Origin of the sequence: Paenibacillus riograndensis SBR5, from assembly GCF_000981585.1 — a bacterium.
GTDB classification, from domain to species: domain Bacteria; phylum Bacillota; class Bacilli; order Paenibacillales; family Paenibacillaceae; genus Paenibacillus_AQ; species Paenibacillus_AQ riograndensis.
This window is the reverse complement of the sequence record NZ_LN831776.1, coordinates 1,509,910-1,534,200: the sequence shown is the minus strand read 5'-3', so window position 1 is coordinate 1,534,200 and position 24,291 is coordinate 1,509,910. Positions and strand designations below refer to the sequence as shown.

22 protein-coding genes are annotated in these 24,291 nt (G+C 53.7%); 7 read left to right on the top strand and 15 right to left on the bottom strand.

All coding sequences use genetic code 11. The annotated features are described in order from the left end of the window. Positions 1–110: 110 nt before the first annotated feature. Together PRIO_RS06670 and PRIO_RS06665 are read right to left on the bottom strand one after the other, a co-directional pair. A complete protein-coding gene (locus PRIO_RS06670; RefSeq protein WP_020429839.1) occupies positions 111–1,097 on the bottom strand; it encodes a diacylglycerol kinase catalytic domain-containing protein in 987 nt (328 codons plus the stop codon). Beyond that, positions 1,094–2,149 carry an SPFH domain-containing protein gene (locus tag PRIO_RS06665; RefSeq protein WP_020429837.1) on the bottom strand — a complete coding sequence of 352 codons (1,056 nt, stop codon included), beginning with the start codon at positions 2,147–2,149 and terminating at the stop codon, positions 1,094–1,096. The genes PRIO_RS06670 and PRIO_RS06665 overlap by 4 nt, the downstream gene beginning before the upstream one ends. Before the next feature lie 248 nt (positions 2,150–2,397). Here PRIO_RS06665 and PRIO_RS06660 point away from each other — a divergent pair, with 248 nt between their 5' ends. Continuing rightward, positions 2,398–2,721: a hypothetical protein gene (locus tag PRIO_RS06660; RefSeq protein WP_039789550.1), complete on the top strand. Its 324-nt coding sequence runs from the start codon at positions 2,398–2,400 to the stop codon at positions 2,719–2,721. 158 nt (positions 2,722–2,879) lie between these two features. Further along, positions 2,880–3,311 carry a TroA family protein gene (locus PRIO_RS06655; RefSeq protein WP_039789547.1) on the top strand — a complete coding sequence of 144 codons (432 nt, stop codon included), beginning with the start codon at positions 2,880–2,882 and terminating at the stop codon, positions 3,309–3,311. A 349-nt stretch (positions 3,312–3,660) separates the two neighbouring features. Here the strand turns inward: PRIO_RS06655 and PRIO_RS06650 are convergent, their stop codons facing one another. From PRIO_RS06650 to PRIO_RS06610, 9 genes are all read right to left on the bottom strand, one after another. Continuing rightward, positions 3,661–5,166, bottom strand: a complete 1,506-nt coding sequence (locus PRIO_RS06650; protein ID WP_020429835.1) for an alpha-L-fucosidase — start codon at positions 5,164–5,166, stop codon at positions 3,661–3,663. 6 nt (positions 5,167–5,172) lie between these two features. Further along, on the bottom strand, positions 5,173–5,868 hold the full coding sequence (locus tag PRIO_RS06645) for a copper homeostasis protein CutC (protein ID WP_020429833.1): 696 nt from the start codon (positions 5,866–5,868) through the stop codon (positions 5,173–5,175). 3 nt (positions 5,869–5,871) lie between these two features. Further along, the gene (locus PRIO_RS06640) at positions 5,872–6,771 is read right to left on the bottom strand and encodes an ROK family protein (protein ID WP_046501571.1); all 900 of its coding nucleotides are present in this window, start codon (positions 6,769–6,771) and stop codon (positions 5,872–5,874) included. Further along, positions 6,768–7,478, bottom strand: coding sequence for an N-acetylmannosamine-6-phosphate 2-epimerase (locus tag PRIO_RS06635; RefSeq protein ID WP_020429825.1), 711 nt, complete (start codon positions 7,476–7,478; stop codon positions 6,768–6,770). Before PRIO_RS06635 ends, PRIO_RS06640 begins: the two co-directional genes overlap by 4 nt. Before the next feature lie 48 nt (positions 7,479–7,526). Then, on the bottom strand, positions 7,527–8,345 hold the full coding sequence (locus tag PRIO_RS06630; RefSeq protein WP_020429821.1) for a carbohydrate ABC transporter permease: 819 nt from the start codon (positions 8,343–8,345) through the stop codon (positions 7,527–7,529). Continuing rightward, positions 8,342–9,223 carry a carbohydrate ABC transporter permease gene (locus PRIO_RS06625; protein ID WP_020429818.1) on the bottom strand — a complete coding sequence of 294 codons (882 nt, stop codon included), beginning with the start codon at positions 9,221–9,223 and terminating at the stop codon, positions 8,342–8,344. The genes PRIO_RS06630 and PRIO_RS06625 overlap by 4 nt, the downstream gene beginning before the upstream one ends. 2 nt (positions 9,224–9,225) lie before the next feature. Then, the gene (locus PRIO_RS06620) at positions 9,226–10,470 is read right to left on the bottom strand and encodes an ABC transporter substrate-binding protein (RefSeq protein WP_231869827.1); all 1,245 of its coding nucleotides are present in this window, start codon (positions 10,468–10,470) and stop codon (positions 9,226–9,228) included. Between the two features lie 264 nt (positions 10,471–10,734). Beyond that, positions 10,735–11,919, bottom strand: coding sequence for a response regulator transcription factor (locus PRIO_RS06615; RefSeq protein ID WP_020429816.1), 1,185 nt, complete (start codon positions 11,917–11,919; stop codon positions 10,735–10,737). Between the two features lie 3 nt (positions 11,920–11,922). Next, positions 11,923–13,758 carry a cache domain-containing sensor histidine kinase gene (locus PRIO_RS06610; RefSeq protein ID WP_020429814.1) on the bottom strand — a complete coding sequence of 612 codons (1,836 nt, stop codon included), beginning with the start codon at positions 13,756–13,758 and terminating at the stop codon, positions 11,923–11,925. A 595-nt stretch (positions 13,759–14,353) separates the two neighbouring features. On the opposite strand from PRIO_RS06610, the gene PRIO_RS06605 reads away from it, so the two are divergent. Next, positions 14,354–14,863 (top strand): GNAT family N-acetyltransferase, encoded by a 510-nt coding sequence (locus PRIO_RS06605; RefSeq protein WP_020429811.1) that lies wholly within the window; start codon positions 14,354–14,356, stop codon positions 14,861–14,863. 516 nt (positions 14,864–15,379) lie between these two features. Here PRIO_RS06605 and PRIO_RS06600 read toward each other — a convergent pair. The 4 genes from PRIO_RS06600 to PRIO_RS06585 all read right to left on the bottom strand — a co-directional run bounded on the left by PRIO_RS06600 (position 15,380) and on the right by PRIO_RS06585 (position 19,487). Continuing rightward, entirely contained in the window at positions 15,380–16,348 is a 969-nt protein-coding gene (locus tag PRIO_RS06600; RefSeq protein WP_020429809.1) for a sugar phosphate isomerase/epimerase family protein, read from the bottom strand. Continuing rightward, the gene (locus tag PRIO_RS06595; protein ID WP_039789535.1) at positions 16,349–17,080 is read right to left on the bottom strand and encodes a ThuA domain-containing protein; all 732 of its coding nucleotides are present in this window, start codon (positions 17,078–17,080) and stop codon (positions 16,349–16,351) included. A gap of 375 nt (positions 17,081–17,455) precedes the next feature. Further along, on the bottom strand, positions 17,456–18,532 hold the full coding sequence (locus PRIO_RS06590; RefSeq protein ID WP_020429805.1) for a Gfo/Idh/MocA family protein: 1,077 nt from the start codon (positions 18,530–18,532) through the stop codon (positions 17,456–17,458). A 7-nt stretch (positions 18,533–18,539) separates the two neighbouring features. After that, the gene (locus PRIO_RS06585) at positions 18,540–19,487 is read right to left on the bottom strand and encodes an AraC family transcriptional regulator (RefSeq protein ID WP_020429804.1); all 948 of its coding nucleotides are present in this window, start codon (positions 19,485–19,487) and stop codon (positions 18,540–18,542) included. Between the two features lie 547 nt (positions 19,488–20,034). Between PRIO_RS06585 and PRIO_RS06580 the strand changes: the two genes are divergently transcribed. The 4 genes from PRIO_RS06580 (at position 20,035) to PRIO_RS06565 (ending at position 24,279) form a co-directional block, all read left to right on the top strand. Continuing rightward, complete coding sequence (locus PRIO_RS06580; protein ID WP_020429802.1) at positions 20,035–21,039, top strand: LacI family DNA-binding transcriptional regulator; 1,005 nt, start codon at positions 20,035–20,037, stop codon at positions 21,037–21,039. A gap of 201 nt (positions 21,040–21,240) precedes the next feature. After that, complete coding sequence (locus PRIO_RS06575) at positions 21,241–22,503, top strand: ABC transporter substrate-binding protein (protein ID WP_020429800.1); 1,263 nt, start codon at positions 21,241–21,243, stop codon at positions 22,501–22,503. A gap of 91 nt (positions 22,504–22,594) precedes the next feature. Next, positions 22,595–23,461 (top strand): carbohydrate ABC transporter permease, encoded by an 867-nt coding sequence (locus PRIO_RS06570; RefSeq protein WP_046501561.1) that lies wholly within the window; start codon positions 22,595–22,597, stop codon positions 23,459–23,461. Continuing rightward, on the top strand, positions 23,458–24,279 hold the full coding sequence (locus PRIO_RS06565; RefSeq protein WP_020429796.1) for a carbohydrate ABC transporter permease: 822 nt from the start codon (positions 23,458–23,460) through the stop codon (positions 24,277–24,279). The genes PRIO_RS06570 and PRIO_RS06565 overlap by 4 nt, the downstream gene beginning before the upstream one ends. Positions 24,280–24,291 lie beyond the last annotated feature (12 nt).

Here is a 24,291-nt window from a genome sequence, read left to right as displayed (position 1 = left end):
CTTAAGATTTTTCAGCTTAGGGTTCCCAGCAGCCGCTTTTGGCTGGCGGGGAACCCTTTCCCTTATCCGGGCGGCACCGGGACAAGCCCGTTTTCTGCTGCATGCCGGGTTCATACCACCAGCCGTCCGCGCTTTTCGCCGAGTGTTATGGTCGCCTCAACACCGGAGTTGAACTCCAGGAAGTCGCTCTCGACGCCGTCGCTGAAGATGACTCCGTCCTCCGGCATTTGCGAGGTGATCTTCAGCGGGGCCCGGCCACTGATCTGTCCAAAAACCAGCCCGGCTGAAGTGGTCCGGCTGGGAAAAGGCTCCCGAACCGTAAAGTACAGGTTCGGGTGATCCCATGGAAGCCGCTGCTCTATTCCGGCGGCTTCGGCAACACCTGCTGCCCGCGCTCCGCCGGCTGCAGCCCCGTCCATCTGCAGCTGCGCCGCGCTGCGGGCAATCCCCATGGCTCCGGCGAGCACGCTTTTGAGCCAGCCGGTGGAGCCCATCCCGGTGGAGATGATGATGCCGCTGGAGGACTGCTGCTCAGTGACACCGTTCAGCTCCACCTGATAGCGGGCCGAGACATGGGTTTTGCGGCCGACGAACAGATCGTTGACGCCATAGAGGCTCTGCCCGTCGTTAAGCTGCGCTTTGGCAAGCGTGACCTCGCGCACCTGGCGCTGCCCCCGGAACACCTCCGGCACCAAATGCCGGAGATCCTTGACGGTGAACGGCAGCAGCACGCCATCCCAGCGCTGCGGATCGGGATTGACCCCGATCAGCGGCTGCTCGTGCAGGTATTTTAGCGTATTCGCTACAAGCCCGTCCTGCCCCAGCACAACTACGGTATCCTGGTCTCCAAAAATAAAGTTCGGCACATGCTGGCGCTCCAGCAGCTGTACCCGTCCCAACGCACTAAGCTCCATAACTGCGCTCTCCACCGCCTTGCGGTAATGAAAATCCTCGCTGATATAATCGCTGAAATCCGCTCCCAGCCGTTCAATATAGAATTGGGCCTGCTGAATCGTATTGTAGCGGACCACCAGCTCTTCGAGGCGGGTCTTGCGCTTGATCAGGATGATTTTGTTCTCTGAGCTGCGCGTGCTCATCGGCCTCCGCCTCCTCTCGCAGCGTTCCCGCCGTTTCCGGCTGAACCGGCCATCAGTCCCTGGAGCAGATCCGGCGAAATGTTCAGCTGTCCGATCTTGCCTGCATTTTCCGCCAGCTCCTGGAAGGCGATCGCAATCAGTTTATCCGGCTTCATGCCCACATTGGCCAGAGCCTGGAGCACACCAGGCGCTACGCCCTGGAGCGAATTCATTACCGCCGACAGCTCATAGGCTTTGGCATCCGCTTCGGCTCTCTGGTTGGCAACGGTCAGCCCGATCAGCTCCTGCTTCTTCGCTTCAAGCGCTGTATCGAAGCTGAGCTGCTCCTCTTTCATCGCATTCTGCTTTTGCTTTACTGAACGTTCGGCGTCCAGCTGGGTTTCGCGGATTTGCTTCTTTTTCGTCTCTACGGCAATTTCCGTGTTCAGCTCGTTCTCCTTCACGCGGCGCTCCTGTTCAATGGAAGCATTGCGGCGCTCATACAGCGCGTTGTCCGCACTGCGCAGAATTTCTTCCCTGGCCTGTGCCTCCAGGGCGCGCAGCGTTTCTTTGTTCGGGACAATGGCCAGAATCGACAGGCCCATCAGCTCGATGCCCAGCTTCTCGATCTCCTCATTTCGTCCAATCTCCTGGGTAATGGTCTTGGCCAGACGTTCGCTGGACTGAATCGCTTCGCGCAGCGGCAGCTGCTCCAGCTGCTTTTTCGTCAGCACCTTGGCGATATTGATCACACGCTGCGCGAGCTTGCCGGGATCGTCGGACAGGTACGTATTTTTGCGTAAATTATAGGTGTAATTGAGGATCTGTGTGGTCTTGCGGTAGTCGACAATCCGGTAAGTCAGCTGCCCCTGGACAGTCACTGTCTGATAGTCATTCGTAATTTCTTCGAACATGAACGGAACATCAATCGAGGATACCGGGACCACAACCACCGAAGTCGTAGGCACATAATAATAAAACGAAAGACCTACTCCCTCACGCACTACTTTGCCGTTCTTGACCTTAAGTACATACTCGCTGGGCTGGAATTTCACGAATCTGAATCCGAACATGGTCATTACCTCCTGTAAATGGTTCTGGCGTTTTTTTGTTATTAACATTTTGTTATTAACAATATCTTAGCATATGTTTTTGATATTATCAAGTTGTTAATAACAATTATTATGCTCCCGGAGACACTTACAGCACAGATAACCGGGAGATGTCGTTGTACTACTACCTGTTCTCATTTTCAGCCGTTCAGACGGGAGATTGTCCCGGACTCTATACAGGGGAACTGCTTCCAGGCAGGTGTGAACTCATGGTTCACCCTTTTTCACGGGTGATCCGGCTGGCGGAAGAACTGCTCCTGAACAAAGACTGTCAGGAGGAGGATGTGCAGCATTTCAGGCAGCAGCTGCGGTTTCAGGAGCTGCTGCTGCTTTTTGAGCATAACTATTCTTCCCGGCAGCAGCCAAGCCCCGCACAATCCGTAGAAAACACGATCCAATATTTGCAGAAGCACTATATGGACAGCATCACTGTGAAGCAACTGGCGGAACGGGCCAATGTCGGGATTTCCGCTGAATCCTCAACTGACAGATTCGTTAAGTCCCGATCTGATCATTGTCGCGAATGCGGATGAAAAGCTGTATACACGTATCGCAGCTATCGCCCCAAAGCTCACCTTCGATTCCTTTGCACCGCTCGACAGCCGTATACGCATCCTGGAGACTGGCTGGGCAAGCAGCGTGAGGCGAGGCTGAATCCTGGCTGAAAACCTTCCATGCCAAAAACGCCGCCATGTGGCAGCGTCTGTACAGTGATATCCTCCGGCCTGGTGAAACCGCGTCCGCCTTGTTCTACGACCACGGCAACCATCTGTTTGCCATGGGGATGTCAGGACTCTCCACTGCCCTGTATGCTCCTGGCGGCTTGCAGCCGACCGAGGAGATTCAGGACATTCTGGACCAGGAGCTGGGCTTCGCCGAGGTTGATCCGGCGAGGCTGCACAGCTATGCGGGTGACCGTGTCTTCATGCTCATCCTGGAGCGTGAGGACTCCCGCACAGCCATGGAGCAGCTGCTGCAGAGCCCGGTCTGGAGCAGCCTGCCTGCTGTGCGGAAGGGGCAGGCCTACCAACTCGACGGGACCAAGTGGAACTCCGGAGATGCATTGACCCGGGAGCGGCTGCTTGCCCTGCTGCCGAAGCTGCTTAGCGGACAGCATAGTTGAGCTCGGACGCAGAGCTATGCCGCATGTAGGGCTGTGTAACAGGCAGCCTGCTTTGTGCCAGCCACGACGGCTGTCCGTCACCGCCTAACTGCACTTTGTGCAGGTAAAATGCCCATTTTCGGAGCCATTAACGATAGAACTGCACTCCGTACAATTAAAAAGGCGTATTCAAGCTAAATAAGGCCTGTTCACAATTTTTAATTGCACAAAGTACATTTACTCTTCCAAAACAGCTCAATTGGCTCTGTTTAATCGCAGTAAATACAATTATCCTATAAACTCACTTTAGTTGAGCTTATATAGCCACTAGCCTGTGCCTATTGGCTCGCTCAGCTTTGACTCAACCGTATCATCTAGATGTCTCCGGAGCAGCATGCTCAATCCGCAGCACTACAATGCCCTGTTCCCGCGCACTCTCCGGCAGCTTGACAGTTAATCCTTCTTCTTCGCGGCTCCACTTCAGCTCTGTCTTACTGCCCAGCAGCTCCACCTTCAGAATTTCCCCGGCGAGCAGCTTGGAGCGGCTGCCCAGGGTTTCAATTACTGAGGTTCCGCCCTCCGGCCAGCCCATGACTGCCGCGTAGAGCAGACTCCCGCCACGGGTAGTGAACCGGATATCCTGCGCGGTGAACGGACTGCGCTTGGTATCGTTGAACGTGCCGGTAACCACCTGTGTCGGGCCCTCTCCGTAAACCTTCCAGGGCCGGGTGCCATAGATGGCTTCCCCGTTGACCGCGAGCCACCCACCGACTTCCAGCAGCAGCTTCTGTTCTTCTTCGGGAATCGTGCCGTCCGCGCGCGGCCCGACATTCAGCAGCATCACACCGTTTTTGCTGACGATGTCGACCAGATCGCCCAGAATGGCGCCGGAGGTTTTGTATGTATGGTCAGCAATATGGCACCAGGCGGTTTCACCGACCGAGGTGCAGGTCTGCCATACCTCCGGGTTGATATCCGCGAGTTGGCCGCGCTCCATATCATACACAGCGGTCCCTTCCGCAAAGGCATCGAACTTGTAGTTGATGACCGCGCCTTGGCCCCATTCGGCGGCCTTGTTGTAATAATAAGCGGCCAGCTTTTGAAGGTAGGGCTTGAAGACAGGCTGTTCAATCCACCAGTCGAAATACAGCAGCTGCGGGCCATAACGGTCAATCAGATCGCAGGTGCGGACCAGCCAGTCGTCCAGAAACTCCTCATTCGGCGGCAGAACCGGCAGCGGATAGGCAGGATCACCGTAGCAGGGCTGTGCCGGACCGTACAGGTCCGCGTATTTCGGGTCCTGCACATCTGAAGGCAGCAGCCGCCCGCCATTGTAATACCACCAATTCTCCGCACGGTGGCTGGATACGCCGAAGGTCATATAATGACGCCGGACCGCTGCACCCAGCTCGCCGATGACGTCTCTTTTGGGGCCCATTTTGGCGGCAGTCCACTCCGAATAGGGGCAGTCATACATCGCGAAGCCGTCATGATGCTCGGCGACAGGCACTACAAACGCAGCACCGGCCTGTTTGAACAAGGCCGCCCATTCCTCGGCATCGAACTTTTCTGCCGTGAACTGCGGAATGAAATCCTTATAGCCGAACTGGTCCGGGGGACCATAGGTCTTAAGATGATGCTCATACACCCCGGTGCCTTCCCTGTACATGTTGCGGGCATACCACTCTGTTTCGAAGGCTGGCACGGAGTATACGCCCCAATGGATAAAGATCCCGAACTTCGCATCCTCATACCAGCGGGGAACAGAATACGCGCGCAGCGACTCCCAATCGGCCTGGAACGGACCATTTTCCACGGTGCTTTTGATCTCCAGCTTCTTCTCCTTGCGCAGTTCATGCAGCTTGGACGTTGACATATGCGCTCACCTCTTCCCTGAATTCAGAATGCTGCAGACCGCCTGAAGCCGCGCCGGGTCAATCGGCTTCAGCGGATCTCCGTCTTCTCTTACAGCAGAGCCGAAATGCACCCGGCTTACTGCGGTCCGTGTGACAAAATCGCTCAGCCCTTCTGCCGTTAAGCCGCTTCCCGCAAGGATAGATATGGGGGAAGCAGCAGATAGACGCTCAAGCACGGCAATCCGCTCCGCCCCTTCAGGCGCAGTATCCCTCCCGCCGGAGGTCAGAATATCGGTAATTTGCGGATAACGCGACAATACTTCCAGAGCCGCAAGCTGATCCTGCGCCTCGTCATAAGCCCGGTGAAACGTAACATCCATACCATCCGCAGCCTGCAGCAGCCGCTTAAGCAATTCTTCATCCACCGTCCGGTCTGAGCGGAGCATGCCCATAACCAGGGACAATCCGCCTACCGCTGCAATGTGGCGGATATCCCGCAGCATCGTCTGTACATCGGTCTCCTCGTACTGGAAAGAACGGGCATGCGGCCTTACCATCACCCTTACAGGAATGCGGACTGCTTCCCGTACCTCCTCAATCAGCCCGAGGCTCGGCGTAAGTCCGCCTTCACGGATACCCGTAATCAGCTCGATCCGGTCCGCACCGTAACGCTCGGCAATGACCGCATCTTTCACTGTGGTGGCAATGACTTCAAGCAGCATCTTCTACTCCATCTCCCTCATCATAATCATCCGCGCCGCACCAATGATCCCCGCTTCATTCCCCAGCCTGGCAGGCAGCACGTTAAAAGACAACGGCGACGCGGCTGTTAGCCGGTCCAGCCAGGCCACCCACCATAACGGATGGGATTCAGCGACGCCTCCGCCAAGGATAATGGCCCCCGGATCAAAAAACGACTGGATATTGTGTACAGTCAGACTCAGATCATTCATGTACACTTCCATAACCGCAGCCGCGCCCGGGTCGCCTGCAGCAAACGCCGCAAGCAGGCGGCGGCTGTCCCAGCCCTCGTTTGCGCCAGCCGCCAGGCGGTTCAGTGCGCGGCCGGACAGATAATGCTCGGTGCAGCCCGATTGCCCGCAGCTGCAGGGAATCCCGCCCGGATACAGGACCATATGGCCGAATTCACCGGCTGCACCCTGCTTGCCGGATACCGGCTGATTCTTGTGAACGAGGGCCCCGCCAACTCCGGTGCCCAGCGTCAGCATGGCGTAATCCGCCAGCCCCAGGGCTGCCCCCAGCCAGCCTTCACCCAGCGCAGCGGCGTTGGCATCGTTCTGAACGGCGGCGGGCAGCGCAAATTCGGCTTCTATCTCCGCCGCAAGACGCATTCCCGTCCAGCCGGGGAGATTATCGGTCGCGTACAGCACGACACCTTCCTCCGGGTCCACCCTTCCGGCGGTGCCGATGCCAATACCGCTCACCTCCGGCCCGTCCGCCAGCAGCCCGGATATCACACCCTTCAGGGCCAGCAGGATGCCCTTGGCACCATCGGCCACGGGTGTAGGTCTGCTGCTGCGGGTGATTATACCGCCACGCTCATCGATTACCGCTGCCTTAATGCCCGTTCCGCCAATATCCGCTCCTATATAGCAGCGGGTCATTCCTCTGCCCCCGCGCTGCCGCCGGCGACAGCGCCCTGCATCGCTTCAACGTAACGGGCGGCGATCCACTGCGGGCGCGTAATTGCCGCGCCTACCACGACGAACGCTGCCCCCAGACGCAGCGCCTCGGCCGCTTGCTCAGGCTGGCAAATTCCGCCCTCGGCGACAACGGGAATGGTGAGCACTGCCGTCAGCCGTTCCAGCAGACCGAGATTCGGCAGCGGAGTTCCGGCTGTTTCGCGGGTATAGCCGCACAGCGTTGTCGAGACGTAGTCCGCGCCCCGCTCTGCGGCCAGCACACCTTCCTCAAAGGTGGCGATATCCGCCATCACAGCAGCCCCGGCGCGCTTCAGCCCGGCGATGGTGTCCGCAAGCGAACGCCCGTCAGGGCGGGGACGGCCCGTGCCGTCAATCGCCACAATGTCCGCTCCGGCCGCATGTACGGCAAGGGCATCCTCAAGCGTTGGCGTAATATAGACCTCGCTGTTTTCATGCCGGATTTTGACCAGTCCGATCAGCGGCAGGCCAACGGCCTCCTTGATGGCCCGGATATCCTCCAGCCCGCCTGCGCGGATGCCTACAGCTCCCGCTTGCTTCGCCGCCTTCGCCATGACAGCCATATGATGGCTGCCATGCAGCGGCTCATCCTCCAGCGCCTGACAGGAAACGACCAATCCTTTATAGGAAATTAAGCTATAAGCTTCCATTTTCACCCATTCTCACCTCTGGCTTAGTTTTAGTGTACTGCACCCGCTCTATCCTTTAACAGCACCGCCTACCAGACCTTTGATAATAAAACGCTGCACGAACAAGTACAGCATGATGATGGGCAGCGCCACAAGCGCGGCTCCGGCGAACATCTGCGGCCAATTCGTATTGTATTGGCTTTTGAAGGCCATGAGGCCAACGGGCAATGTCCGCATTTCCGGCGAGGACAAGTAGACCAGCGGATTAAAGAAATCATTCCAGGAGTTGATCGCCACCACAATAATGCAGGTCGCCGTAATGGGCAGCGTCAGCGGAAAAATGATCCGGACAAACGTCCGCCAAGGCCCGCAGCCGTCAACCAGTGCAGCCTCTTCAATTTCACTCGGCACCGTTTTGAAGAAATTCACGTACAGAAAGATCGGCAGCGCGAGCCCCGAGGCAATCTGGATCAGGGACAAACCGATATGCGTGTTCAGCAGATGAATCTGCCGCAGCACCAGGAAGGCCGGAATCGTCCCGGAAAAGGCCGGAAGAATCAGCCCCATCAGGAAAAAGGTCGACATCACATCCGATTTGTAGCGTTTGCCGTGATGCAGGCCGTATGCGGCCAGTACCGAGACGCTGATCGCGGCGGCAGTCGTCATGACCAGCACCAGAATGCTGTTCCCGAAATACGGCAGCAGATTGCCGGTACGGAATGCCTCAGTATAATTGCCCCACTGCGGATTTTTCGGAAGACTGAGCGGATTAATGGTCGATGGCGTCTGGAGTGAGACAGAGATCATGACTGCCATGGGCACAAGCACAATAATGAGCGCGATCGCCAGTACAGTGTAGATAGAGGTTTTTTGCAGGGTTGTTGTCAATTCGCCACCTCCAGACGGCTGAGCAGCTTGATCTGCACGAAGGTCACGGCCAGAATCATCACAGACAGAATCATCGCCATCGCGGTACCGTAGCCCATTTGCGAGGTTTTGAAGGCATATTGGTAGATCATAATACCGAAGGTCTGTGTCGAGTTCGCCGGCCCGCCCTGTGTCATGATGAAGACATGCTCGAACATTTTCATGCAGCCGATTACCGACAGAACGGTGTTCACAATAATCGAAGGGATCAGCAGCGGCAGCGTCACCCGCCAGAACTTATTCCAGGGGCCTGCGCCGTCAATGCTTGAAGCCTCATAGATTTCACCCGATACGGATTGTAGTCCAGCCAAATAAATCATCATCGAGTAGCCTGTATACTGCCAGACCATCACGAAGGCAATTGCATAAATCGCTAACCCGGGATCACCGAGCCAATCCAGTCCCGCCAGACCCTCCAGCCCGATTGCGGCAAAAAACTTCGGCAGAAATCCGACCATCGGCGCATACATGTAGCTCCACACATAACCAATAACGACGGTGTTCAGAATGACCGGGAAAAAGATGACCGCCCGCATCCACACAATGCCTTTCACCTTCTGGTCCAGCAGTACGGCCAGCAGGATAGAAGCGCTATGCTGCAGCACGATGACCGTGGCAGAGAGTATCGCCATATTTTTCAGCGCGGTCAGCAGCAGCGGATCACGGAAGGCCTCGCGGAAGTTCTCCAGTCCGACCCAGTCGGCCTTGAACGAGAACCCGTTCCAATCGGTGAAGCCATAGTACAAGCCGCTGAAGATCGGTCCGGCAAAAAACAGCAGATAGATCAGCAGCGCCGGTGCGATAAACAGCAAATAATTGCGGAAATTCATGAATTTCATGGTTAGATGTCCTTGTCCTGCGCCGTCTGCATTTGCTCCAGCAGCTTGGCCGTGTCCACCTCCTGCTTGAGCAGGATCTGCTGGAAGATCGGGAACATCACCGGCTCGATGGAAGAGGTCATGCTTGGGAAAATCTGCGCTTCGCTCGCGTCGATCAACGGCTGAAGCGAGGCGGCCAGCGGGTTGTAGGATTCCGAGGTGCCGTCTTTTACCGTAACAGCCTGCTTCGTTTCATCCGACCAGATCTTGGCCATTTCCGGCTGGGCGACGAATTCCATGAACAGCTTGATCTCTTCCTGGTGCTTGCTCCACGATACGCCCACCAGCAGGTTGTCGGAGACAAGGTTCGTTACCAGCGGCTGGTCGCCACGGTTGACCGGAATCGGGAAGGCGCCTAGCTCGAAGGTGGAGAAGTCGGCATCAAAGTTTTCGCTGTAGCCCCACTCGCCCATCGGCCACATGGCCGCCTTGCCTTCTTTGAATACCTGCGCCACCTGGTCATAGCTGAGGCCGACGGAATTTTCCAGCAGGTAGCCTTTATCGGACAATTCCTTCATTCCGTCAAAGTAGCCCGCAAATTCCGGATCCGTCCACTTCTTATCTCCGCTTGCCAGCTGTGCGAATACATCCGGGTTCTCATGTTGATAGAGGCCGAACTGGGAGGTGGTGATGAACTGGGTAGCCCAGCCGTCCTTGCTTCCGATGACCATTGGTGCCGTGCCGCTGGCTTTGATTTTTTCACTCACAGCCATCAGCTCTTCCCAGTTGGCGGGAATGGAGAGTCCCAACTGATCGAACAGGGTTTTGTTATAGAACATGAGAATTGGCTGGCTGTTGTATGGAACGCCGTAGGTTTTGCCGTCCACCGTACCCAGCTTCACCGCCGCATCGAGGTAGTTGCTGAGCCAAGGACTGCCGGTAATGTCCATCAGCACATCCTCTTTGGAGAATTCAGCCACCTGGTTGGGGAACAGCCAGAGCATATCCATATCGGATTTGGAGACGATCCGGGTACGGATGATTTCGCGGAATTGGTCATATACCTTGTCGTGCTCGATCGTGATGTAAGGGTATTTCTCCTGAAACTTATCGACTACCGTCTGGCTGATCGGATTCCATGTCGTCAGCTTGAGCACCACCGGCTCTTTTCCGGCATTGCCACCGGCAGCTGCGCTTCCATCATTTGTGGCCGAAGCACCATTTGTCGCCGCGTTATTGCTGCCGCAGCCTGCAAGTATGATCAACAATCCGAGACATAATACCGGCAACCACCTGAACCCGCCTTTTCTTCTCACAATGTTAGCCTCCCTGACATAAAGTGAATTTCTTGAATTCATCGTACCTCCGATGCGTCAGGTAAACTACCGGTGCGATTTGCTGCTTTGGCGCTATAAATTGCTTAATTTAAGTCTTCACTTGGCCAATTTGCCCAGGAACTAGACGAAATTTGCTATTTCCCATAAAATTTTTGCTTTCCTCTGTAAATTTGCTTCCCATTGCCGATTCACTGCTTATTGATTGCGGAATTCGAGGGGTGTCATGCCTGTGTCATCTTTGAACAGCTTGCTGAAATAATGCGGGTTGGCATAGCCCAGCTCCTCCGCCACCTCATATACCTTTCGGTTGCTGTTACGCAGCAGCTTGCGGGCGAGCAGCATTTTTTTAGCGGTTACATATTCGTTGAAATGCTGTCCGGTCTCCTTGAGGAACAGGCGGCTTAAATGGCTGACGCTAACATGAATCTCCTCTGCGGTCCGGGCCAGTGTCAGATCCTCCAGCAAATGCCCGTCAATATAGGCTGTCGCCAGCCGGATAATTCCGCTGAGTTTACCTCCGCTCACCGGCTCTTGGGATGCAGCACTCCTGTAGGCCTCCGGCAGTTCTTCCGCCTTGCGGTGAATCATGCTGTACGTATAGGACAAGCGGATGCCTAGCATTTTGAACAGACTCTGCTCCAATTGATCCAAATATGCCTGCATCGCCCCGGCCTCCGCCCTTTCCCCGTCCAGCGCAAGCAGCCAGATCAGCTCCTTGTTGTCACGGCTGAGCAGAATTCCGCCCCACTCCCGTGAGGTATACTCCTCCAAAAAATAACGAAAAGACATAAACCGGGCCAGCCCGGCCTGAAGCTCCACGGGTTGGTTCTCGGCTATACGCAGCAGCGCCAGCTGATATCCCTGTCCGTACAGGGCTTCAAGCCCGTAACGCTTCCAACGCTCTGCCCAGTCAGCCGGATGTTCTTCCGTCTCCAGCATCTGCTGCAGCAGATGGTCCCGGTCTTTATCCGTATGCGCCTGGGGAACAGCTTCCTGATGAAGCTGCTCCAATGCTGCTGTTGCTTTTTTGAGTGCCGCAGCAATCTCCTCCGCGTCCATGGTCGGCTTATGCAGATAATCCACCACGCCAATGCGGACGGCTTCTTTTACATAAGGGAAATCCTCGAAGCTGCTGAAGAAAATAATCTGCACCCCGCTGTACTGCTCCTTAATCCTGCGCGCCAGCTCCAGTCCGTCCATTCCTGGCATGCGGATATCCGTCATCACGATATGAATTTCTTGCTGGGCCAGCGCCTTGAGGGCTTCCTGGCCATTCGCTGCTTCAGCCTTCCAGCTGATTGCAAGCCCGTCCCAGTCCAGCATATACCGCAGACCCAGCCGCACAATGGTCTCATCTTCAACGACTAACAAATTCCACATGGCTCATTCCTCCATTTGCGGCGGGGCAGCTTCCCCGTCCTCCTGTTTAAAAGGCAAATACAGCTCGGCCCGGGTTCCCCGATCCGGCTCACTCACCAGCAGCAGGGTATACGGCGGGCCAAATCTCAGGCGGATACGGTCGCGCACATTGGCTACACCGATGCTGTTGCTTAAATGTCCAGCGGCATTCTGGGGGCTTAGCCCATTGAGGACATTCAGTGCTTCAGGCGTGATGCCATGCCCGTTGTCAGCAATCGTAATCAGCAGTTCCCCGCCATTGTTCACAAAAGAAACCTGAACCTCAATCAAAAGCGGACCTTCCACCTCGAAGGAGCCGTGAAAAATCGCGTTCTCCATCAGCGGCTGCAGAATCATCGGGGGAACCATGGCCCGCTCCGTATGCTCCTCAATCTTCCAATCCACCTGAAACCGGTTCGTATACCGCAGCTCCATCAGCCGTACATAGTGACGCAGCAGTTCCAGCTCCGCCGCAAGCGGCACCAGCTCGCTGTCCAGCTTCATGTTGGCATGCAGCAGCTTGTTCAGCGATTGCAGCAGTTTGGCTATCCCGTCAGACTGCTGCAGGACGGCCAGCATGCGGATCGAGTTGATCGTATTGTACAGAAAATGGGGTGCAATCCTCGCCCTGAGCGCATACAGCTCGGCTTCACGCTTCTGCCGCTCATTCTCTTCAATGGACTGGATCAGCATATCCAGCCGCTTCACCATCGTCACGTAGCTGAGATGCAACTGGCCGATTTCGCCTTTGATAGGCGGCGCAGCCGGAGCTACGAACAGCCCCCGCTCCACATCACGCATCGAGGAAATCAGGCTGCGGATCGGTTTCGACAGACCCCGGGCCAGCAGCAGGGACAGAACCGCGGCGGCTGCGGTAAAGATCACCACCAGCACAATCGTAAAATTACGGATGACATTGGCGTCTTCCAGCAGTTCCTTCCGGTCGATCAGCAGGTAGCTGGTCCAGCCCAAATATTCACTATGGGCATATACCCCGGTAGCCGCCTCAAGCCCGTCTCCGAGTTCAGGAACTGTGATCAAGCCGCGTGTTGCTCCGTTCCGGCCTGACTGCTGCGCTGCCGCGCTGAGAAACCGCTGATTATCGGCAGTACGGGTGGAATAGATCAGCTCCCCTTTCTCATCGGCCACCATGACATGCATGCTCTTGAGCTGGAAGGAGCGGACGATCTTATCCATAAAATCGGGCCGGATATCCACAGCCACCACACCCGCCGGACTAAAATCATCATTCAGCAGCAGCCGGGAAGCCGTAATGGTCGCAAACGGGGCACTGTTGAACTGCTTCTCCTGCCGCAAACCTGAGATGAACACACCCCCGTCCCGGCTGAGCGTTTCCTTATACCACTCTTCTTCTACCGGACTGACAGACTCATTGATAGAGGAGCGGTCACTGACCCGGTAGCCGTACACATTGCCTTTGGTGCTGTAGAAGATCAGACCTTGAATCGTGGAAAAAATCGAAGGATACGTCACCAGAAGCTTGGCAAACTGGAGTTGGGTTTCAAGCTCCCTGTAGCCCCACTGATCGCGGGGGATATACGGCTGATTGAGGATTTGAAAGATCTCCGGCGTAAAATACGGAAAGGTGCTGAAACGGTCCACATCCTCCACCTGCCGCTGGATCGCTTCGTTCAGCTGCCCGGCGATCACACCCAAATCCTCATTCACTCGGGATTCCAGGGTATCCACGGATTTGAAGTACGCCATCGTCCCTATCACAATGGACGGGATAATACCTAACAGAAAAAAGGCGAGCAGCAGCTTGCTCTGGTAGGTTAAGTTGTTCCATCGCCGCATCATCCGTTTCACTTCCCCCGGCTGAATTTTTCATTTAGTATAATGGATTATGCGCCGTGCTGCATTGGAAAATGAAGCATTAATTGCTCACAACATCCCTGGCTGCAGCACCTCGAAGCAGTGAATCCCTTGGCAGTCAAGGCTTTATATTTAACATCTACGTTCCATGAAAATATCTTTTTTATTTTCAATTTGTAAACTTTCATCACATGGCTATAATAAAAAAAGACACTATATAGTTTAAACTTGAAATTCGTAGTCTTTATTTGGAATAACAAAAGCGGATTTTTTGCATGACTGTACTTTGTGCAACAGAACGCTCAGTGTCCCGGCTACGAATCGCATTCTGCTGTATTTCGTGCAACAGATTTCCGGTTTTGGAGTCAAAAACAGCTTTTCTAGTAGATTCTAATGTACAGAGTGCAATAGATTGAGCTTTTTGACCGATATATGGGGTCATCTGCTGCAGAAAATGCAATAGAATGAGAGTTCTGACCTAATTTGAAAGAGACTCTCATTGGCATCCGCATCTGAATTGGCCTGTTTAGCTTCCATTCCTACTTTTTTTAAGTTCAAATTACGAAAGGGAGACTTGCTGATGAACCATGAAATTACCATTAAGCGGCTTGAGGAATTACAACCGGAGATTATACAGCAGTTGAACACGCTGATCATAGATGTTGTTGCGGACGGTGCCTCCATCGGCTTCCTGTCTCCGCTTGCAGCAGAGGAAGCGGAAGCCTATTGGCGGGGAGTACTGGCCCCTGGCGTCCTGCTCTGGGTGGCTCAGGAGGGAGACAGTATTGTTGGCACGGTGCAGCTGCACCCGGAATCCAAGCCGAACTCCCCGCACCGGGCGGAAATCGCCAAGCTGATGGTGCATCCGGAGCACCGCCGCAAAGGCATTGCCCGCATGCTCATGGAGACTGCGGAGCAGGCAGCGGTGGCGGGTGGCCGGACACTGCTCGTGCTGGATACACGTGAGGGCGATCCCTCCAATCTGCTCTATCAGTCACGCGGATTTGTGGAAGTGGGCAAAATCCCGGACTATGTAATCAATAGCGATGGGGAAATGTCCGCAACGGTGATTTATTACAAGCACCAGTAAAGCAAGGGTGGATGAGCTGATAAAGTAGGGAAAGCAGGGGAGACGGAGGAAGCAGGGGAGGCGGTGCAAACGGAGCAAGTGGGCAAGCAGGCAAACGGGGCAAGAGGGTAAGCGGAGCCGGAGACTGGCGCGGCATACTGCATGAACAACCGGCCGCTGCGCTTCATGAGCCGCATTTCCGGTAACGCGATTATGATGAGATCAGAGGTATTTATACCTCTCATTTCGTCCAGTGGGCCGTTTTCCACCAGATCAGAGGTATTTATACCTCTCATTTCGCCCAGCAGCACGTTTGCTGCCCAATAAGAGGTATTTATACCTCTCATTTCGCCCAGCAGCACGTTTCCGGCGCGGTCGGAGTTACTTTCTCTTAGGCCCCTCCCGCGCCAGGACTTGCACCGGCTAGAACATCCGTGCTTATCAGGGCACACAAACAAAGAAAAAGCCATCACGGCCTACGAAATTGTAGGCCGATGATGGCTTTTGAATTTTTCACCAATGCAGTTGTTGTTCCCCTTACGCCCACCACATATCCAGCGGCTGCTCACGGATCAGGATTGACTGCAGGTTGGTCACTGCGCGGTAGAAGCCTTCGTCCACGGACATGAGCGGATCTTCGTGCTCAATACTAACTACGTAATCATAGCCGTAAGTACGCAGCGCACTCATAATGTTCGACCATTCGGACAGGCTGTGCCCGCAGCCGACGGAGCGGAAGGTCCACGCCCGGGTCTGCACATCGCCATAGGGCTGCATGTCTGTCAGACCGTACATGTTGATGTTGTCCTGATCCAGGTATGTGTCTTTGGCATGAAAATGGTGGATCGCGCCGGCTTTGCCCAGAATCTTGATCGCACCTACAGGATCAATGCCCTGCCACCACAGATGGCTCGGGTCCAGATTCGCGCCAATCGCCGGACCGGTTGCTTCTCTCAGCTTGAGAATCGTATACGGGGTATGGCACAGGAAGCCGCCATGCAGCTCGATGCCAATCTTCACCCCATGCTCTTCTGCGAGCTGGGCGATTTCTTTCCAGTAAGGAATCAGCTTGTGCTCCCACTGCCAGGTTAAAATATCGCTGTATACTGTAGGCCAAGGCGTAACGGGCCAGTTCGGTGCTTTGGCCTCATCGCTGTCTCCGGCGGTGCCCGAGAAGGTGTTGACCACGGCAACGCCCATCAGTGAAGCAAGCTTGATCGACTTGCGCAGGATCTCATCGCCCTGGCGCGCTTCCTCCTGATCCGGCGAAATCGGGTTGTTATGGCAGCTGAAGGCGCTGATCATAATGCCGCGTTTCGTGAACTTTTCCAAATACGCCTTACGGGCCGCTTCGCTCGCCAGCAGCTCATCCGTAGGACAATGGGGGTTGCCGGGATTTCCGCCCGAGCCGATTTCGACGGCGTTCAGGCCGGCGGCTGCGATTTTATCCAGCATCTCATCCAGGCTCAGACTTCCAAATACGGGATCAAATACTCCTAATTTCATCTATACTCCCACCTTTTCTCTAATTGGCTCCAGCGCCTCGGAGTGTCCATACACAGGGTAATCACGCTTAGCCGGCGCACACCAGTTCACGCCGTTGATAATCACCTGTTGAATCTCTTTATTGTAATAGGTCGGGTAGGACTCATGTCCCGGCTGAAAATAAAAAATCTTCCCGCTGCCGCGCCGGTACGTCGATCCGCTCGGGAATACATTGCCGCCTTCGAACCAGCCGACAAAAATCAGTGACTCCGGTGCCGGAACATCAAAATGTGCCCCGTACATCTCTTCCTGCTCAAGGTCAATATACTCGCCAATGCCTTCGGCAATCGGATGGCTCGGGTCCATGACCCAGAGGCGCTCTTTTTCCCCGGCTTCGCGCCATTTCAGGTCACAGCTTGTGCCCATCAGTTTCATGAAGATTTTGGACATATGCCCTGAATGCAGCACCACCAGCCCCATTCCCTGCAGCACGCGCTGATGAACCCGGTTCACGATCTCATCGCTCACTTCCTGATGGGCGACGTGTCCCCACCATACCAGCACATCCGTGTTATTCAGCACTTCCTCCGTTAATCCGTGCTCCGGCTCATCCAGCGTTGCTGTCGCTGTATCCAGTCCGGCTTCGCTGAGGAAGGATGCCAGCTGGGCATGAATGCCCTGCGGGTACACCTCACGGATTCGCTCTTCCTGACGTTCATGACGATATTCATTCCATACGGTTACTCTGGTCACGATGAACACTCTCCTGTTTGTCTCAATCTATATAGAGTGAACTTAAGATATTTACATTAAGGACTTCGTCGGGACTACGGAGAATGTTTGGACTTCCGGCCGCTGCCCATCTGCAGATTTCTTGATTGTTACCGCTGTTCGCGGTGGAAATCCGCAGACTGCCTATGCTGAAGATAGCGAGCTTTCCTACGGAAAGCTTTCAGGCGGACGCTTTCGCTCCTCCAGTTCCAAACTTCCCCTCCATCCCCTTTCCCTTTTGTTAGTTTTTCAAGTTCGCTCTATAAATATAAACTGAACTTCTGATCCTTGTATTCCAGGCTGGGGCGTGACTCTGCCACTTTCCCTCTTATTCTTAATTTTCCCAGTTCAAAATAATTAGTCAAAAAATACCGGCATTCCCGTTTCGGACGATTTGTAGATGGCTTCCAGAATGCGGGTAACCACCAGCGCCTGCTCCGGCTTCACGACCGGTTCGGTGTTATTTACAATGCTCTCGATCCACTGCTTCGCTTCAGCCACCGCAGGGTCGTCTCCTGCACCGTCGTAGAAATCCACACCGGCTGCATCCAGGCCAATATGCTTCTCATAGGTTTTGCCGTATTCTTCACCGTTGATGCGCAGGCCCTTCTCCATGTCCGCTCCGCCTTCTGTACCGCAGAGCACCGTTCTGGCCTCGCCCACATCGAGAGTATTCAGCGCCCAGCTGGCCTCAAGAACGATAGTCGCTCCGTTCTCCATCGTAATGAAGCCGATCGCCGAGTCCTCTACCGTGAATTTTTCCGGGTCCCACGGTCCCCACGCATTGGCGGCGTTCTTGCGGCCGGACAGCTTGTGATAGGCATTGCCTACAGCATACTTAGGCTTGTAATTGTCCATCATCCACAAGGTAAGATCAAGGGCATGGGTGCCAATATCGATCAGCGGCCCGCCGCCCTGCGCTTCCTCATCCAGGAACACACCCCAGGTTGGCACCGCACGGCGGCGGATAGCCTTGGCTCTGGCATAATAAATTTCTCCAAGCCCGTTATTCTCGCATACAGTGTGCAGGTAAGCCGAATCCGCCCGGAAGCGGTTCTGGTAGCCAATAGTCAGCTTCTTTCCTGTCCGCACGGACGCGTCAATCATCGCCTGGGCTTCCGCAGTAGTTTTGGCCATAGGCTTCTCGCACATCACATGCTTCCCGGCCTCCATAGCAGCGATCGAAATTTCCGCATGGGAAATGTTCGGCGTACATACATGAATCACATCTATACTTGCATCCTTAAGCAGCTCTTTATAATCGTTATAGACCGCAGCGCTTTCATTTCCAAACTCTGCTTTTGCCTTTTCGGCACGTTCAGGCACGATATCGCAGAATGCCACCATCACCGCACCTTCCACTTTTTGCAATGCCGGCATATGTTTGCCGTTGGCGATACCGCCGCAGCCGATAATTCCTATCTTTAGCGTCATTGTTGGCCTAACCTCCACTGGTTTTGATATCTCTATCATACAAATCTGCCCCGGCGCTTTCTTCCTGCATTCTTGCTGTATTATTCCTGAATATTGTCTTATGGTACTTCAGCGGGGAAATCCCCGTGGCCTCCTTGAAAAAATGGTGAAAGGTCTTCACGCTGCCAAACCCCGCAGCTTCCGCCACAGCGGACATCGGCAGGTCCTCGTTTAACAGAATCCACTTCGCTTTGTTGAGGCGGTATTCATTCAAAAAAGCAACAAAGGTCATCCCAGTATTCCGCTTGAACAGCTTGGTGAAGTAATAGGGGCTGAAGCCCATATAGCGGGCCACCTCGTTCAGTGAAATCGACTTCTGGTAATGCAGCTCCACATAGGCAAAAATCCGCTCCAGGCGCTCCATGGTTTCTCTGGACTGGGTCAGCGTATCCTCCGAGAACTTAGGCTGCCGCTGCGTTCTATTCTTAGGAATTTCCCGTAAAATAACCGTCAGCAGCTCGAACATTCTCGCTTTGATCAGATAGGCATACCCTTCCCGGCGCTGGGTATCTTCCTCATAGATGCTCTCGATCAGCGATATTACTTTGGCGGTAGCTGCCTCAGGCCATGAAGGGCTGGAATGCTCCATCTCGGTAAACAGGTCCCGCAGCGAATAGCCGCTGCTTCCCAGGGCGGCAACCTCCTGGAACAGATTCAGGTCGAACTGGATCACCACCCGCTCACTTTCAGGCGATGCAAGAAAATAATGCACATCCCCGCCGTTGATAAACTGGACTTCCCCCTGCTCCATACGGATCGGGGTATCATTTATTCCCAGATTTAGTCTTCCCTTAGTAACGTATATAATTTCAATTTCCTTATGCCAATGCGGATAACACAGCTCATCCCCTCCACAAATCAGACTGCGGAAGGGAAAATGCTTATCCACATCTGGAAGCTCCAGATATATGCTCATGAGTGCGGCTCCTTGTCCGTATGATGTGATGTACTGAAGGTAACATATAACATCTATATAGAGTGAACTTAAGATATTAACATTAGGGACTTCGTCGGGACTCCGGTGAATGTTTGGACTTCCGGCCGCTGCCCATCTGCAGATTTCTTGATTATTCCCGCACTTCGCGGTGGAAATCCGCAGACAAAGGCGGACGCATTCGCTCCTCCAGTTCCAAACTTCCCCTCCACCCTTTTCCCTTTTGTTCGTTTTTCAAGTTCGCTTTATATATACTTAGATCGGGTTCATTATTTATATCGTCCTCCGCAGAAAATTCATGATCCACAGACCTTGGAGTAAACGTTTACTTTATCGTAGGCCCCTCTCGGTTCTTTGTCAATCGCTGTTCTTATTTTGTATAGAGATTACGGGATCTGTCCGATTGCTTTTCATTTTTGTGTAATCTTTCCGTTGACAAAAATATATCTTGCCTTTATATTTCAGGTAAGCGTAAGCGTTTACGTTACACTTTAAATCCGAATGAAACAGAAAACCGAGGAACTGCCTTATGAATCCTACGATCAAAGATGTCGCCCAGAAAGCAAATGTATCCATTGCCACCGTGTCCCGTGTACTGAATAACCTGACGGGCTACTCGGACAAAACGAAGCAGAAGGTGAATCAGGCGATCAAAGAGCTTGGGTATCAGCCCAATGCTATCGCCCGCGGTCTCATCAACAAGCGGACACAGACTATCGGTGTGATGTTTCCCAAAGTTTCCAGCGCCTTCTCTTCCGATCTGCTTCACGGGATTGACGAATTCGCCCATGACAGCAATTACAGTGTAGTCGTCTGCAACACAGATAATGACGGCAAGCGGACAATGAAGTATTTGCAGCTGCTGCGCGAAAAACAGGTAGACGGCATTATTTTTTCCAGTGAGGTGCTGAGCAAAGAGTACTATGAGGTGCTGGAGAGCATGAAGATACCGGTTGTTCTTGTCTCCTCGCAGACGGATTTTGCCAAGGTGCCCTATGTGAAGGTTGATGATTACCAGGCGGTCTATGACGCGATCCAATTTCTGATCTCCAAAGGCCACCGTAAAATCGCCATGATCAGCGGAACCAAAGGCGATCCCATCGCCGGGACTCCCAGAGTACAGGGCTACCGCAAAGCGCTGGAAGCGAACGGAATTGCTTTTGACAGCAGCCGTCTTGTGTATGGAGACTTTTCATTCGAGAGCGGCAGCAGGGCAATGGAAGCCTTATTGCGCAAAGCGGGAGAGGTTACCGCCGTCTTTGCAGCCAGTGATGAGATGGCCATTGGTGCACTCTCCTCAGCCCTGAAACACGGTCTGAACGTTCCCGAGGATATCTCGATCATGGGATATGATGATCTCAAACCGGCTCAGATGGTTACGCCTCCGCTAACAACGGTCCGGCAGCCGCTGTACGAAATGGGAAAGATCGCCTCCGAGAAGCTGATCGGAATGATTGAAACCGGGGAAATTGCCGCAAACAGGATCATGGCACATTCGATTGTGGAAAGACAAACGGTGAGAACACTTGCCTAAGTCTTTTTATCAATATAACGTAAACGCTTAACCTAAAGGGTCCGATTGTTGACCATCCTGCCGTAGGAACCTGTATCACAACTGGTTAAATCCAGTATCTACAGGCATCTAATCCAGGGATAGTTTGGTAGGGACAGAGAGTAAACGTTTACTCCAAATGGCAGTAAACTGCTAAATTCAGTAATCAGGGGGATTCCATCCATGAAAAAAACAATGAAACCCGTAACAGTAAGCCTGCTGGCTATGTCACTGCTCAGCGCCTGCGGCAATAATAGCGGGAGCAACGCTGCTACCGATGATGGAGGGAACGCCGCTTCCGGTGAGAAGGTCAAGATTGAGTTCTTCCAGAACAAGACGGAAGCCAAAGCCACCTTCGACAAGCTGGTCGCCCAATTCAACGCCGCGAACCCGGACATCGTTGTCTCGCAGATCAACCCGCCGGATGCCGAAACGGTGCTGAAGACCCGCGCCGCTAAACAGGATCTTCCCGATGTGATCGGCCTTGGTGCCACCGACACTTACAAGACCCTCTCCGCCAGCGGATTGTTCGAGGACTTCACCGGTGATCCGCTGGTTTCCTCTATCCAGCCCGCCTATGTCAAAATGCTGAATGACCTGACGGGTTCAAGCGAACTGAACGGCATTCCGTTCTCTGCCAATGCCAGCGGTGTCATCTATAACAAAGCAATGTTCAAGGAAGCCGACGTAGCCGTGCCAACAACCTGGGATGAATTCATCGCTGCAGCCCAGAAGTTCAAAGACAGCGGCAAGTATGCCTTCTACCTGACGCTGAAGGATTCCTGGACCTCACTCACCCCCTTCAACTCTCTGGAGCCAAGCATTCTTGGCACTGATTTCTTCAAGAAGCGCACCGAAGGCAGCGTGACCTTCAGTGACAGCTTCCGGGAAATCGCCGAGAAGCAGCTGAAGCTGACTGAATTTGCCCAGAAGGACATTTTCGGCAAGGGCTACAATGACGGCAATACGGCATTCGCCAAGGGTGAATCCGCGATGTATCTGCAGGGTGTATGGGCGATCCCCGAAATCATGAAGGCCAATCCATCTCTTGAGCTGGGCGTGTTCCCTTTCCCGGCCACCAATGATCCCGCAAAAAACAAGGTCATTTCCGGCGTGGATACCCTGCTGACGATCTCCAAGGACAGCAAGCATAAAGAAGAAGCGAAGAAATTCGTCGAATTCCTCCTTCAGCCGGAGAACGTAACGGCCTACATCACCGAGCAAAAAGCATTCCCGGCGGTGAAAGGCGTAACTCAGAATGACCCTTCCACGGACGGCTTCAAGGAAGCATTCACCTCCGGCAACCTGGCCGATTTTGCCGACCATTACATCCCTGGGGCGATGAAGGTCGATACGATTATTCAAAGCTTCCTGAACAAAAAAGACATCGACGCCTACCTGAAGCAGCTCGATACAGAATGGGATAAGGTAGCTAACCGGAAATAGGATTGCCAATCGATAAAATGAACTACAAGCATCAGGAGAACAGGGGCGGCAAGCCCCTGCTTCTGCGCTTTTTTCCAAGGAGGATTAACTGATGGCCAAACGGCGAGCCGCTTTTTACCTGATGACTATACCCGCACTGCTGCTGTTCTTCGCCTTTCATACGTTTCCGGCGCTGCAGGGCATTTATTATGCGTTCACGAACTGGGATGGCTACAGCAACAGCTTTGATTATGTGGGGTTCAAGAATTTCATTAATATTTTCAAAGACGAGAATGTGCTGAACTCTTATCTTTTCACCTTTAAATACGCCATCGCTACAACTGTTCTCATCAATATCATCAGCCTGCTGATCGCATTGGGACTGAATGCCAAGATAAAAGCCAAAAACTTTTTCCGCGGCGTATATTTCCTGCCCAATATCCTCAGCGTGCTGATTGTCGGCTTTATCTTCAACTACCTGTTCTCCAATGTATTTCCGGTGTGGGGCGAAAAGCTGGGAAGTGATTTTCTCTCGCAGAACATCCTCGGCAACTCCGATTGGGCCTGGATCGGGATCGTCATTGTTGCGGTCTGGCAGGGCATCGCTTATAACACCATTCTGTATCTGGCCGGCTTGCAGACGATTCCCCACGATCTTTATGAAGCTTCCAATCTGGACGGCGCCAGCCGCTGGCGGGAATTCTGGAGCATTACCTTTCCGCTGCTTGCCTCCTTTTTCACGATCAATATGGTGCTGGCGATGAAAGGCGGCCTGATGGTTTTCGACCAGATCATCGCCCTGACAGGCGGGGGTCCCGGCCGTTCTACGCAATCCATCGCCCTATTGATATACACCGGCGGCTTCCAGGGCGGAGAATTCGCATACCAGTCGGCGAACGCCGTGATTTATTTTATCGTCATCGTCGTCATCTCCGCCCTTCAGCTTAAATTCCTGCAGAAACGGGAGATGGACCTATGATCAAAAAAACAACGAATTGGCCGGTTACGGTAATTATCGCGCTGTGCTCCCTGCTCATCCTCTTTCCGCTGTACATGACGATCGCCATAGCACTCAAAAACCCCGAGGAAATGGCCCGCTCCATTTTCTCTCTGCCCACCGGACTGCATTTCGAAAATTTCGCGAACGCCATCAAGGCGACGAATTTCTTCAATGCCCTGGGCAACAGTGCCACAATTACTGTGACAGCGGTTATATTTATTCTGCTCACGAATTCTATGGTCGCCTACGCCATTGCCCGGAATATGAACAAGCGTTTCTTCAAAACGCTCTACTTCTATTTCATCAGCGCCATGTTCATTCCGTTCCAGATCATTATGCTGCCGGTGGTCAAAGTCACTACCGACCTGCATATGAACAATATTCCCGGGCTGATTATTTTGTATATCGTATATGGCCTTGCTTTTAATGTCTTTGTGTATGTCGGTTATATCCGCTCCATTCCGTATGAGCTGGAGGAAGCGGCGACAGTGGACGGGGCCTCGACCTGGGGCACCTTCTGGCGGATTATTTTCCCGCTGCTGGCTCCTGTCAATGCGACCATCGGCATCTTGTCCTGCCTGTCCACCTGGAATGACTTCATGCTGCCGCTGATTCTCTTAGGCAACCAGGATTCCTATACGCTGCCGCTTGTGCAGTACGTCTTCCAGGGCCAATTCAGCACCGATTTCAACCTGGCTTTCGCCTCGTATCTGCTGGCTTTGTCCCCGATGCTGATTATTTATTTGTTCGCACAGAAATGGATTATCGGCGGCCTTACCCAAGGCTCCATTAAGTAAATTTACGTACCG

Coding starts and splice junctions, on each gene's coding strand:
- PRIO_RS06610 (WP_020429814.1), bottom strand. CDS start 13,758: ATGATGCGGCGATGGAACAACTTAACCTACCAGAGCAAGCTGCTGCTC.
- PRIO_RS06615 (WP_020429816.1), bottom strand. CDS start 11,919: ATGTGGAATTTGTTAGTCGTTGAAGATGAGACCATTGTGCGGCTGGGT.
- PRIO_RS06600 (WP_020429809.1), bottom strand. CDS start 16,348: ATGAAATTAGGAGTATTTGATCCCGTATTTGGAAGTCTGAGCCTGGAT.
- PRIO_RS06625 (WP_020429818.1), bottom strand. CDS start 9,223: ATGAAATTCATGAATTTCCGCAATTATTTGCTGTTTATCGCACCGGCG.
- PRIO_RS06590 (WP_020429805.1), bottom strand. CDS start 18,532: ATGACGCTAAAGATAGGAATTATCGGCTGCGGCGGTATCGCCAACGGC.
- PRIO_RS06650 (WP_020429835.1), bottom strand. CDS start 5,166: ATGTCAACGTCCAAGCTGCATGAACTGCGCAAGGAGAAGAAGCTGGAG.
- PRIO_RS06635 (WP_020429825.1), bottom strand. CDS start 7,478: ATGGAAGCTTATAGCTTAATTTCCTATAAAGGATTGGTCGTTTCCTGT.
- PRIO_RS06655 (WP_039789547.1), top strand. CDS start 2,880: ATGTGGCAGCGTCTGTACAGTGATATCCTCCGGCCTGGTGAAACCGCG.
- PRIO_RS06645 (WP_020429833.1), bottom strand. CDS start 5,868: ATGCTGCTTGAAGTCATTGCCACCACAGTGAAAGATGCGGTCATTGCC.
- PRIO_RS06665 (WP_020429837.1), bottom strand. CDS start 2,149: ATGTTCGGATTCAGATTCGTGAAATTCCAGCCCAGCGAGTATGTACTT.
- PRIO_RS06585 (WP_020429804.1), bottom strand. CDS start 19,487: ATGAGCATATATCTGGAGCTTCCAGATGTGGATAAGCATTTTCCCTTC.
- PRIO_RS06565 (WP_020429796.1), top strand. CDS start 23,458: ATGATCAAAAAAACAACGAATTGGCCGGTTACGGTAATTATCGCGCTG.
- PRIO_RS06640 (WP_046501571.1), bottom strand. CDS start 6,771: ATGACCCGCTGCTATATAGGAGCGGATATTGGCGGAACGGGCATTAAG.
- PRIO_RS06605 (WP_020429811.1), top strand. CDS start 14,354: ATGAACCATGAAATTACCATTAAGCGGCTTGAGGAATTACAACCGGAG.
- PRIO_RS06570 (WP_046501561.1), top strand. CDS start 22,595: ATGGCCAAACGGCGAGCCGCTTTTTACCTGATGACTATACCCGCACTG.
- PRIO_RS06580 (WP_020429802.1), top strand. CDS start 20,035: ATGAATCCTACGATCAAAGATGTCGCCCAGAAAGCAAATGTATCCATT.
- PRIO_RS06660 (WP_039789550.1), top strand. CDS start 2,398: ATGGTTCACCCTTTTTCACGGGTGATCCGGCTGGCGGAAGAACTGCTC.
- PRIO_RS06575 (WP_020429800.1), top strand. CDS start 21,241: ATGAAAAAAACAATGAAACCCGTAACAGTAAGCCTGCTGGCTATGTCA.
- PRIO_RS06670 (WP_020429839.1), bottom strand. CDS start 1,097: ATGAGCACGCGCAGCTCAGAGAACAAAATCATCCTGATCAAGCGCAAG.